This is a genomic window from Arachidicoccus sp. (assembly GCF_050436765.1).
Taxonomy (GTDB): domain Bacteria; phylum Bacteroidota; class Bacteroidia; order Chitinophagales; family Chitinophagaceae; genus Arachidicoccus.
Genome location: NZ_JBNQGD010000361.1, coordinates 1 through 10,977, shown reverse-complemented (window position 1 = coordinate 10,977; position 10,977 = coordinate 1). Strand labels below are relative to the sequence as shown.

11 protein-coding genes are annotated in these 10,977 nt (G+C 37.0%); 7 read left to right on the top strand and 4 right to left on the bottom strand.

The window, feature by feature from the left end; translation table 11 throughout:
- A partial coding sequence (locus tag ACQR30_RS15300; RefSeq protein ID WP_429736628.1) for a 1-deoxy-D-xylulose-5-phosphate synthase N-terminal domain-containing protein occupies nucleotides 1–1,038 on the bottom strand: 1,038 nt, incomplete at its 3' end.
- Nucleotides 1,039–1,174: 136 nt separating this feature from the next.
- Here ACQR30_RS15300 and ACQR30_RS15295 point away from each other — a divergent pair.
- From ACQR30_RS15295 to ACQR30_RS15285, 3 genes are read left to right on the top strand one after another with little or no spacing between them, the layout of a single operon-like run.
- Nucleotides 1,175–2,230, top strand: coding sequence for a sensor histidine kinase (locus ACQR30_RS15295; protein ID WP_429736627.1), 1,056 nt, complete (start codon nucleotides 1,175–1,177; stop codon nucleotides 2,228–2,230).
- Between the two features lie 38 nt (nucleotides 2,231–2,268).
- Nucleotides 2,269–2,994: a LytR/AlgR family response regulator transcription factor gene (locus ACQR30_RS15290; RefSeq protein ID WP_429736626.1), complete on the top strand. Its 726-nt coding sequence runs from the start codon at nucleotides 2,269–2,271 to the stop codon at nucleotides 2,992–2,994.
- Nucleotides 2,995–3,004: 10 nt separating this feature from the next.
- Complete coding sequence (locus tag ACQR30_RS15285) at nucleotides 3,005–3,475, top strand: GAF domain-containing protein (protein WP_429736625.1); 471 nt, start codon at nucleotides 3,005–3,007, stop codon at nucleotides 3,473–3,475.
- On the opposite strand, the gene ACQR30_RS15280 is transcribed toward ACQR30_RS15285, so the two are convergent.
- Nucleotides 3,468–4,091, bottom strand: coding sequence for an ABC transporter ATP-binding protein (locus ACQR30_RS15280; RefSeq protein WP_429736624.1), 624 nt, complete (start codon nucleotides 4,089–4,091; stop codon nucleotides 3,468–3,470). The two genes, ACQR30_RS15285 and ACQR30_RS15280, sit on opposite strands and share 8 nt — an antisense overlap.
- A 3-nt stretch (nucleotides 4,092–4,094) precedes the next feature.
- Entirely contained in the window at nucleotides 4,095–4,898 is an 804-nt protein-coding gene (lpxA, locus tag ACQR30_RS15275; RefSeq protein ID WP_429736623.1) for an acyl-ACP--UDP-N-acetylglucosamine O-acyltransferase, read from the bottom strand.
- Between the two features lie 255 nt (nucleotides 4,899–5,153).
- Between lpxA and ACQR30_RS15270 the strand changes: the two genes are divergently transcribed.
- The 4 genes from ACQR30_RS15270 to ACQR30_RS15255 all read left to right on the top strand — a co-directional run bounded on the left by ACQR30_RS15270 (nucleotide 5,154) and on the right by ACQR30_RS15255 (nucleotide 9,310).
- Nucleotides 5,154–6,758, top strand: coding sequence for a hypothetical protein (locus ACQR30_RS15270; protein ID WP_429736622.1), 1,605 nt, complete (start codon nucleotides 5,154–5,156; stop codon nucleotides 6,756–6,758).
- A gap of 120 nt (nucleotides 6,759–6,878) precedes the next feature.
- Nucleotides 6,879–7,544 (top strand): peptidylprolyl isomerase, encoded by a 666-nt coding sequence (locus ACQR30_RS15265; RefSeq protein WP_429736621.1) that lies wholly within the window; start codon nucleotides 6,879–6,881, stop codon nucleotides 7,542–7,544.
- Nucleotides 7,545–7,700: 156 nt separating this feature from the next.
- Entirely contained in the window at nucleotides 7,701–8,924 is a 1,224-nt protein-coding gene (locus tag ACQR30_RS15260; protein ID WP_429736620.1) for an AAA family ATPase, read from the top strand.
- Nucleotides 8,921–9,310 carry a hypothetical protein gene (locus tag ACQR30_RS15255; protein ID WP_429736619.1) on the top strand — a complete coding sequence of 130 codons (390 nt, stop codon included), beginning with the start codon at nucleotides 8,921–8,923 and terminating at the stop codon, nucleotides 9,308–9,310. The genes ACQR30_RS15260 and ACQR30_RS15255 overlap by 4 nt, the downstream gene beginning before the upstream one ends.
- Nucleotides 9,311–9,739: 429 nt before the next feature.
- On the opposite strand, the gene thiL is transcribed toward ACQR30_RS15255, so the two are convergent.
- Nucleotides 9,740–10,765 (bottom strand): thiamine-phosphate kinase, encoded by a 1,026-nt coding sequence (gene thiL, locus ACQR30_RS15250; protein WP_429736618.1) that lies wholly within the window; start codon nucleotides 10,763–10,765, stop codon nucleotides 9,740–9,742.
- Nucleotides 10,766–10,977: the final 212 nt, after the last annotated feature.

The following is a 10,977-nucleotide window of genomic DNA, read 5'->3' as shown; positions in this document are numbered from 1 at the left end:
CCGCATCCGCCCATGCCCGCCCGCCAGTTCACTAATGGTTTTACCAAAAACATCCTGATATTTTGGAGGGTGCGGCAGGTCGAACTTTTTCTTATAAATCTCTCCGGTAATTTTATCAAACAAGCCGGGCGCATGCCATTTTGTTTGTTCTTTTTCCGCCAGCTCATAGCCCTTACCCTTGGTTGTAATAATATGTAAAATCTTAGGTCCGGGTATCTTGCGCAATTCAGTAAGCGTATCTACAAGGTTGGTGATATTATGTCCATCAATTGGCCCGAAATACCGAATTTTTAATGATTCAAAAAGGTTGGAACTTTTATTAACCATACCCTTCAAACTATCGGCCAGTTTACTCGCCATTGCGCGCGTAAAAGATTTTCCGATAGGCAATTTGCCCAGCGCTTTCCATACATCTTCTTTAAACTTATTATAGGTCCGCGAAACGGAAATGTCGGTCAGATATTCTTTTAATGCACCTACGTTCGGATCAATGCTCATGCAGTTATCGTTTAAGATAATCAGCATGTCGCTATCGCTCACACCGGCGTGATTCATCGCTTCAAATGCCAATCCCGCAGTCATAGAACCATCTCCAATAATGGCAACCGATTTACGATCTTCGCCTTTATATTTAGCCGCCAATGCCATGCCTAAAGCGGCGGAGATCGAAGTAGAAGAATGACCCACACCAAAAGTATCATACGCACTTTCGCTTCGTTTAGGAAAACCGCTCAACCCTTTATATTTGCGATTGGTATCAAAATTGTCGCGACGACCCGTCAATATCTTATGCCCATAAGCTTGATGGCCTACATCCCAAACCAGTTGATCATATGGCGTATTATAAATGTAATGTAGCGCAACGGTCAATTCTACCACACCCAAACTGGCGGCAAAATGCCCGCCGTGCACACTTACCACGTCAATAATATATTGACGTAATTCATCACAGACCTGATGTAACTGCGCCTTATCCAACTTTTTTAAATCGTCGGGAGAATCAATATTTTTGAGCAATGTGCCGGGCGTTATTTCCATCCTTCACTATATTTAGTGTGTAAAAGTACAATTTTTGACGGTAAGCAGACAAACTTTATGCCACCGTTATGTAGAGATTTTACCATTTATGTAAAAAAACAGTCTCCATAATTATGTTGTGTAACTTTACCTCAGTATGACTAAAAAAATTTCAAGCTTTTGGATACTTCAGATTGGCGGGTGGCTGGGTGATTTTATTTTTACCTGCATCCTGTACATATCCTTTTCCCAGCACGTCACACAATCTTTTTTTGTGGTGGGTTTTATGGAAATGCTGGAAGGTATTCTTATTACAGCCCTACTGCGCTCCTTCATTGTCCACTTCAATATTTTACAAGAGGAATTGAGAAAGCAAATCTCATTTCTGGTATTATCCACGATTGTCGTCTCGCTGCTTTTAACTTTAATGAATATTGTCACCGATAATTTTATCAATTCCCCCACCAATAATACACATAGAGAGCCCGTACTTTTTCTTTCGTGGATCGTAAGTTTCATTATTATATTCATTTGGAATCTGCTATATTTTGCCTATCATTATGTCGTTAAAAGCAATAAAGAAAGGCTCGACAAAGCCAGGCTCGAATCTCTGGTAAAGGAGTTGGAACTCAAAACAATCAAAACACATATCAATCCGCATTTCATTTTTAATGCATTGAACAGCATTCGTTTTCTGGTCAATGAAAATCCGGTACGTGCCAGATTGGCTATTACACAGTTAAGCATTCTTTTGCGCAGTAGTATGCAATCTGAAAATATTTCCACTACTGCGCTGGAACGTGAATTGGAAATTGTGCGTTCTTATCTGGCGCTAGAAAAAATTCGTTTTGAAGATCGACTTAATATTCAATATAATATCGAAGAAAATGCGTTGAAAATGCAAGTCCCGCCAATGATGCTGCAAACATTAGTAGAAAATGGCATTAAACATGGCATTAGTAAACTGGAAGAAGGTGGCATAATAAAAATATCCGCTTCGGTGGATAATGCCTATTTGCTCATTGATATTGAAAACACAGGGCAACTCCAACAAGTATATAACAAAAATGGATTTGGTATTGCAGGCACTAAAAACAGATTGGAACTCATGTATGGCGGAGCAGCCGATTTCTCTATAAAAGGATTTAAAAATAATATTGTAATTACAGAGGTGAAGATACCCATCGATATGGACGGCAGTGTAACAAAATAACAAACGGACAATAAAATAATAAATTAAAAAATACAGCAATGGTGATAAAAGCTTTAATCATCGATGACGAACGGCCCGCACGCGCCGAGTTAAAAAGATTACTCCAGGATTTCCCCGAGATAGAAATTGTGGGGGAGGCACAAAACAGTAAGGAAGCTACTGAAAAAATTAATGAACTGGACCCCGATTTAATTTTCCTGGACATTCAGATGCCGGGGAAAAACGGCTTCGAGCTGCTGAGCGAATTAATACAAATTCCTAAAGTGATTTTTACAACAGCTTACGATGAATACGCACTTAAAGCCTTTGAAGTAAATGCGCTGGATTATTTGTTAAAACCTATAGATGGCAAACGCCTGGAAGAAGCTATGCGCAAATTGGAGCATCTGCAACAGGTAAGCAAGGTGGCAAAAGACGATAAAAATTTACTAACGGATAAAGACCAGTTTTTCGTAAAAGATGGTGAAAGATGCTGGTTTGTAAAATTAGCCGATGTGCGCTTATTTGAAAGCGCGGGCAACTATGCCAAAGTATATTTCGAAGATCAAAAGCCCTTAATTTTAAAATCGCTAAACGCTTTAGAAGAACGGCTGGATGAACATTTCTTTTTCCGTGTAAACAGAAAACATATTGTAAATTTGAAGTGGGTAGAAAAAATAGAACCTTATTTCAATGGGGGCCTGTTACTGGAATTGCGCGATGGGGAAAAAGTCGAAGTAAGTCGCAGACAATCGGTAAAGTTTAAAGAAATGATGAGTTTATAAAACAAAAAATATGTCGGAAAGTATTTTTATTTCGAAAGGTAATAAAACAGAAAAATACCAATCTTTAATCCCTCAAATAAAAGCTCTAATAGAAGGTGAGCCGGATTTAATTGCCAACATGGCCAATATGGCATCAGCCTTAAAAATGCAATTTAACTGGTGGTGGGTAGGTTTTTATATAGTAAAAAAAGAAGAACTGGTTTTAGGACCATTTCAGGGGCCTATAGCTTGCACACGCATCAAAAAGGGTCGGGGCGTTTGTGGCTCTGCCTGGCAACAAGAAAAGACTTTACTGGTGGAAGATGTCAATAGTTTTCCGGGGCATATCGCATGCAGCAGTGATTCAAAATCGGAAATTGTCATCCCCATTCTTATTGACGGTAATGTAATGGCCGTATTAGATGTCGATAGTGAACAGCTCGGCTACTTTGATGAAACAGACAAAATCTTCTTAGAAGAGATAGCCCATCTCCTCAATTGATTTTATAGTCGCGAATGTCAATCTTCTGCGTACAGAAAAAGTATTCTTCTTCATCATTACTACTAACGATTATCAACTTCTCTTTACAAAAATCCTGTATCAATTGATGGTATAAGTCATAACCCGAACGATCCAGGTTGGTACATGGCTCATCAAGTAAAAGCACGGGCACATCTGAAAAAATGGCCTGGGCTAATTTAATACGCTGCTTCATTCCACTACTAAAATAACGTATTTGTTTATTGGCGGCCTGGGGGAGCTGAACCAATTCCAGAATTTCCTTTATGGTACGACCAGCAACAAAAGGTTTGAAGACAGAATGGAAATGTAAGAACTCCATCGCCGTCATTTCCTCTACTAACTCCAGGGAAGGTGCTGCGATAGCCATATATCGAAAAACATTTTCAGTAGAGATTTTTGTTGTGGACTTACTCCAGGTACATTGTCCGGTGCTCAATTCTGTCGCACCAGAAATAGTCTGCAATAAAGTACTTTTACCACTCCCATTATTACCTATAACAGCGTAAGCATTTCCCGGTAAAAAAGTGTAATTAAGTGATTTAAAAATCCAGTCACGATTAAATCGCTTACCTGCATCAGCTAAGGTTATTTGCATAGCTTATTCTTCTATGATGGAAGAGCCCTTGCTACCACTACGTTTTACAATACCTCTTTCACTATCGCGAATAAAAGAAACTATTTCGTCGCGCTCATCACTTGCCCTGAATTCCTGTTCTACATATTCCAATGCCTGAGAAGTATTCAGACCTTGATTATAAATAACACGATAAATATCTAAAATCTCATTGATCTGCTCCATGTTATAGCCACGTCGCTTCAATCCAACACTATTGACGCCACCGTAAGTTAGTGGCTGACGGATAGCTTTTATATAAGGAGGCACATCTTTACTCACCAAACTTCCACCTCCTATATAGGAATGCGCACCTATTTTTGAAAATTGATGCACCGCAGACATTCCTGCAATAATTGCCCAATCACCCATAATGACATGTCCGGCCATCTGCGTATTATTGCTAAGAATACAATGATCACCAATTAAACAATCATGGGCAATATGACTATAAGCCATTATTAAACAGCCCTTTCCAACTGAGGTTTTTCTACGGTCGTTGGTACCGCGGTTGATGGTTACAAATTCTCTAATGGTTGTATTATCGCCTATTTCAGCAATGGTATTTTCACCTTCAAACTTGAGGTCCTGAGGTATTGCAGAAATAACAGCCCCGGGAAAAATTCTACAATTTTTACCGATTCGAGCACCATCCATAATGGTTACGTTACTACCTATCCAAGTACCTTCACCAATAACCACATCGGCATGAATAACCGAGAACGGATCTACTTTTACATTGTCAGCCAGTCTAGCACCGGCATGAATGTATGTATGGGGTTGAATCATTTAATAAATTTATAACTCAATCTTAATAATAAAATATTACTTCAAAATTGAGGGCACAAAAATAGATAAATTACAATTAAACTGATACAAATAAAGATAAATATCAATGTTTTTCGGTCAAATTCCTGTTAAATGCCTATTAATCAACTTGAAAAACGACTGTTTTTCACTAAATTTTCTCATTGTTTAAGGACATTATATATAAATGTTTATCTTTAAAACAATTTTCAGTCCATAAATTCAAACCTTTTTCAAATGAACAGGATTAATCGGCTTTTCACTATTGTAATGGCTATCATAATGGTCTTTGCCATCAGCTCCTGCAGTAAGTCTAAAATGGAGTCGTTGAAATATATTCCTAAAAATGCCACCTCCGTTTTAGAAATCAGCAGTAAGGGCATTCTTGAAAAATTAAAAGCGGACAATTATACAATGGATTCTGTCTCTCAGGCCTTGAATTTAGACAGCGATGCAAAAGCCCTGCTAGAAATATATGATTACCATAAACCCCTGTTCACCTTTAGTAAGAACACCTCCTCCATTGCAGAAGGCAATCAAATAGTTTCTGGCATTATCGTCCCTTTGAGTAGTAAAGAGAAGCTGGAAACTTATATTAAAACGCATTTGGCAGACAAAACAATTGCCACGAGCAAAAATTTCTCTTATATCCAGGTAAATGATAATGCCATTTGCGGATGGCAAAGTAATATACTCATTTACTTAAACAACCGAGCTGGAGCAAGTGTAGATCAGCTTTTTAATTTATTCAACCTAAAAAAAGAAGAATCCCTCGCCTCCAATAAAGATGCACAGAAAGCGCTTTCGCAGCAGGGCGATATCTGTTACTTCATTAATTCTAGTCAAGCCCTCGACAATCTGCCAGTTGTCGGCATTACCAAAGCGGCAGACCTGGCAGAAAACACTTATGCCTACGGCGCTATCAGTTTTAATAAAGGTTCAATAGATATTAAATCTAATCAATATTTGAATCAGACAATGGTGGATCTGATCAAGAAAAACCCAACCGCAAATATTTCGGGTGATGCATTATCCTCTTTTCCCGGAAAACCGGAAGGCCTATTAGATATTTCATTTAACATGAAACAATTGATAAGCTTTTTAGATTATGCGGGCGTGAAAAACACCGTCAATGATTATTTACAAAGAATAGGTACTTCTTTAGACGACCTTTCCGCTGCTTTTACCGGAGAAATTGCGATAGCATTTTCCAATTTGGATCTACAAAAGAAAGATCTTTCAGCGATGAATAGAGCCATCCCTTCTTTGCCTTCTGTCAATTTTGTCATTACCTTACCCATTGCGGATAAAGGCGCTTATGATAAATTCACCGGCGCGCTGGCAAGAATGGGCTTCTTTGTTCCATATAACGGAACACTGGTGCCTAAAGTCTTTGCTGAACCTACTGCGAGTATGTCTTACAACGCCAATAATAAAGCGGTCGCACTTGCCTCTTCAACCAATTTATTGGACAGTTTTCTAAACAATAAAGGCAAAATAGACTTTCCCCAGGAATTGGACAATAAAAACAAAACATCTCTTTTTTATGTAGACGTGCAAAGTATTTTAAGCAAGTTACCTGCCTCAGGGTCAGATTCTCTACAAACCTTATTAGTAAAAAATACCTTTAAATCGATGGAGGGAAATGCTGACAATTTGAAAGGGAATATGGCAACAGCCAGTTTAAGCATTAAATTTATAGATGGCCGACAAAATAGCCTTTCTGAAATTTTAAAATTCGTTTCGGCACTTAAAAAAATGTCAAAAGAAAATCCTGCTGGCTTTGGCGATATGGATACCAATATCCCGCCGCCGCCTAATGTAGACACCACTGTAAAATAGTTATTGTAAATTTATTGAGCTGAAACGATGCAAGCAATTTTGTAGCATTGTTTCGGCTCTTTTCTTTAGATCAAACCCTGCTTCGGCTTTCATTGACATAACTTTTTAAGCATCATCAGGATGAAAAAAATTATTTATCTATTGCTGTTTGGCTGTTTTTTAACCCAAACAACAAAGGCACAGAAATACCATGCAGTGATAAAAACCAATGAAGGAAAGATACGCCTTGAACTCTTTGATGGCACACCCAAGCACCGTGATAATTTTATAAAATTAGCCAGACAGCATTTTTATGATGGCGTACTGTTTCATCGGGTGATTCCCGGTTTTATGATTCAGGCAGGCGATCCGGATTCCAAACATGCAAAACCAGCAGAAGCATTGGGAGATGGCGATGTGGGATACACTATAGCGGCCGAATTTAGGAAACAATATTTCCACCAACGGGGCGCCTTAGCTGCTGCCAGAGACAACAACCCGGCAAAAGCATCTTCCGGCTGCCAGTTTTATATTGTAACAGGGAAAAAATATTCTGAGGCGGCATTGAAAAAAGAAGAGCAACGCGCTGGCAGAAAAATTACGCCGGCACAGGAAACTGTGTACGAAACTATTGGCGGCGCACCACATCTTGATGGTAACTATACCGTATATGGGCAGGTTTTAAAAGGAATGAATGTGGCCGATAAGATTGTCAACCAAAAGCGCGATAAAAACGACCGCCCACTCAAAAATCAGGTGATAGAAAAAGTGAGAATAAGGAAGAAGTTTTTAGGAGTTTGGTTATAGGGAATTAATAAATTGCAGATCATTTATATATTCTTAAGTTCAACTTGATGGTAACATGCAAAAATCTGAATGAATTAGAAGCAGAAACTCAAATATTTTTCAGTCGATTCTAGTTCAATTTAAAATTGTAAATTTGTCAAACTTACGATTAGAAAAATGAGGAGAATTAAAATAAAGAATTTCGGGCCAATTAAAGATGGAAATCAAGCCAATGACGGTTGGATTGACATCAAAAAAGTTACTGTTTTTATCGGTAATCAAGGTTCAGGTAAGAGTACCGTTGCCAAACTTATTTCTACATTTATGTGGTTAGAAAAGGCATTGATACGAGGGGACATAAAATCACCTGTTTCTCATCACGATTTTATTGAACTTATTGAATATCATCGGCTAGAAAATTATTTAGAGCATAACACTCAAATTGAATACGAAGGCAATACTTTTCGTTTAATCTTGCCTGAAAATTCAGCAAAAAAAGCTATCGAAGCAACAAAATTAAATCAGAAGTCTGTCAAGCAACCTAAAATAATGTACGTTCCTGCGGAACGTAATTTTTTGAGCTCGATTGCAAACATCAACAAAGTTTCTGACTTGATAATCGGTAGTTTAAAAGAATATTCAATAGAATTTCGCAATGCCCAACTTGCTCACAGAAGCAACCCAATAGATTTACCTATAAACAATACAAAGATTGTTTATGAGCCAAAAGAAGATGAAAACTATTTGATATTTAACAATAAACGACTAAAACTTTCTGATGCTTCGAGTGGTTTTCATTCCATTGTTCCATTGTATTGGGTTACAAAATATTTAATTGAGTATGTAAAACAAGGTGAAAAGAAATTATTAGAATTGTTGAGTACAGATCAAACTATTCGCAGAAACAATGAATTGAAAGAGTTGAACACATTAAAATTTGGCGAAAAAACATTACGAACAAGAGAAAAGAAAATAAACGAAAAATATGTTAGCAAATATTTTATAAATATTGTTGAAGAACCTGAACAAAACTTATTTCCAAGTTCTCAAAGACAATTATTAAATAGTCTATTAGCATTTAATAATGGAAACAATATGCTGATTATGACAACGCATAGTCCTTATTTAATCAATTATATTTCATTAGCTGTTAAAGCAAATGAATTAAAGGATAAGATAAAAGACAAAGGATTAAAAGACAAACTAAACACAATTGTACCTATAAATTCTACTGTTAATCCAAACGAATTGGTAATCTATGAATTGGATGAAACAAATGGTTCTGTAAATAAACTTGGAGATTTTGAAGGAATTCCTTCTGACAAGAATTTTTTAAATATTTCTCTTGCACAAAGCAATCAACTTTTTGATTCATTATTAGAAATTGAGGAAGAATTATGAGCGTACAATTCTTAAAAGCTGATTGTCAAAATACAACATCTGAAATACGATTTGGTTTGTCCGATGCAGAAGATATGATGCCTGTTAAAATCAAATTAACAGAAGAAGAATTATGGAATGCTACTGTTTTGAATAATGACAGCAAGAATATTTTGGTTACTGCAGTAGATAATTGTATTGACGTATTTAGACAAAATGGGGAAATGGAAAATCGTTGTGATTGTATGCTCACATACGACACTACGATATTGTTTGTTGAATTAAAAAACAAGAGAGATTCTTGGCAATCAGAGGGATTGTTCCAAATCGAAAATATTGTAAAAATTATGATTGCGGAAACTCCAGACTACTATAATAATTTTAAAAAGCGAAGAGCTAGTAGCTAATAGACAGAATCAATTTCCTTCGTTTCAAAAAATAAATATTGAACAACGCCAATTTTTTTGGTCAAAATATAAAATTAGAATTCAATTTGAGACTGAAATTATCATAAAATAGCCTCAATACAGTTTTTGTGAAATAGTGAGGAAACTCTCCGAATGAAACTTTTGTGCTATACTTGAAGTCCGTGCTTTGATTGAAAGCTAGTAAATAAATTCTCCACTGCATAAATCTCCGGTCCGATAGATGCTAACAAGATATAAACAACATGAAATTAAAGGCTATAAAAATAGAGCAAGTGAAATTTTGAACAAAAAAATAAAACTATCCCTTGATATGGTTAAAAAATCGAGCGACAAATTACAATTGATTCAAGCATATTTAGAAAAATGAAGGGCAATTAACTTGGTAGCAATCTGATAACTATCATGATTCTAAAAGGCCTTCCAACCCTGGGCGTTAATATCAAAGGTATTACCACCTTTACTGATAAATTTGCAGCCTTCTTCAACATCGGTCATATAACCAATAACACTTATTTGTTCATTCAGGGTTATTTTATCGTAATCTTCTTGTTTCAAAGTAAAAATCAATTCATAGTCTTCTCCTCCATTGAGTGCGCAAACTGTTGGATCGAGGCCAAACTTAAAAGCTGCTTGTCTTGCTTTTTCGTTGATAGGTAATTTTTCTTCGTGTAACCTGCAACCAAGAATACTTTGTTTGCAAAGGTGTAAAACTTCGCTACTCACACCATCGCTCACGTCCATCATAGAGGTGGGGATGATTTCATTTTTCTCAAAAAAATCAATAATATCTTTTCTCGCTTCGGGCATCAACAAGCGGCCCACGATATAATCTTCTCCCTCCAAATCGGGTTGTACTTTAGGATTTTCGAGATAGATTTTCCTTTCTCTTTCCAATAGTGTCAAACCTAAAAATGCGCCACCGACTTCACCCGAAACGCAAATCAGGTCTCCTTTTTGCGCAGTATTTCTTTTTACATATTTGCCCGGCGCTACTTCACCTAAAGCAGTAACGGAAATAATAAAGCCTTTTTGCGAAGCAGAAGTATCACCGCCAATTAAATCCACCTGGTACTTCTCGCAGGCAGCATATACCCCTTCATAAAATTCGCTCAAAGCTTCTACACTGAAGCGATTGCTAATGCCAATACTTACGGTAATTTGTGTAGGTTGCGCATTCATTGCATACACGTCACTAAGATTTACCACTACACTTTTGTATCCTAAATGTTTGAGTGGCGTATACATCAAATCGAAATGTACCCCTTCAATAAGTAAATCCGTTGTTACCACCGTTTGTTTGCCAAAGTGGTCAATCACCGCCGCATCGTCTCCGACGCTTTCAATAGTAGATGCATTGTAGATTTCAAAGTTCTTGGTAAGATGCTCTATCAAACCAAATTCACCGAGCGAAGCTATTTCTGTACGCGTCTCCATAGAAGAAAGTATTATGAATTGAAGTAATGCTTTTTATTTTAGTCTTACGCGCAACATTAACGAAAAAAGTGTAACAATGAGTATAGAAGACCCTAATAAATGCAAAGGCTGCGCAAAAGCCGGCATTTTTAGCTGGGTCATTATTAAACCCAGAAATATTTCAGCCATTATCAATACCAAAACCAACAATCCATTTTTTTGTAATGGCTTAT

What these genes read in the sequence shown, in the direction of transcription:
- ACQR30_RS15295 (WP_429736627.1), top strand. Translation starts at nt 1,175, where the DNA reads ATGACTAAAAAAATTTCAAGCTTTTGGATACTTCAGATTGGCGGGTGG.
- ACQR30_RS15290 (WP_429736626.1), top strand. Translation starts at nt 2,269, where the DNA reads ATGGTGATAAAAGCTTTAATCATCGATGACGAACGGCCCGCACGCGCC.
- ACQR30_RS15285 (WP_429736625.1), top strand. Translation starts at nt 3,005, where the DNA reads ATGTCGGAAAGTATTTTTATTTCGAAAGGTAATAAAACAGAAAAATAC.
- ACQR30_RS15280 (WP_429736624.1), bottom strand. Translation starts at nt 4,091, where the DNA reads ATGCAAATAACCTTAGCTGATGCAGGTAAGCGATTTAATCGTGACTGG.
- lpxA (WP_429736623.1), bottom strand. Translation starts at nt 4,898, where the DNA reads ATGATTCAACCCCATACATACATTCATGCCGGTGCTAGACTGGCTGAC.
- ACQR30_RS15270 (WP_429736622.1), top strand. Translation starts at nt 5,154, where the DNA reads ATGAACAGGATTAATCGGCTTTTCACTATTGTAATGGCTATCATAATG.
- ACQR30_RS15265 (WP_429736621.1), top strand. Translation starts at nt 6,879, where the DNA reads ATGAAAAAAATTATTTATCTATTGCTGTTTGGCTGTTTTTTAACCCAA.
- ACQR30_RS15260 (WP_429736620.1), top strand. Translation starts at nt 7,701, where the DNA reads ATGAGGAGAATTAAAATAAAGAATTTCGGGCCAATTAAAGATGGAAAT.
- ACQR30_RS15255 (WP_429736619.1), top strand. Translation starts at nt 8,921, where the DNA reads ATGAGCGTACAATTCTTAAAAGCTGATTGTCAAAATACAACATCTGAA.
- thiL (WP_429736618.1), bottom strand. Translation starts at nt 10,765, where the DNA reads ATGGAGACGCGTACAGAAATAGCTTCGCTCGGTGAATTTGGTTTGATA.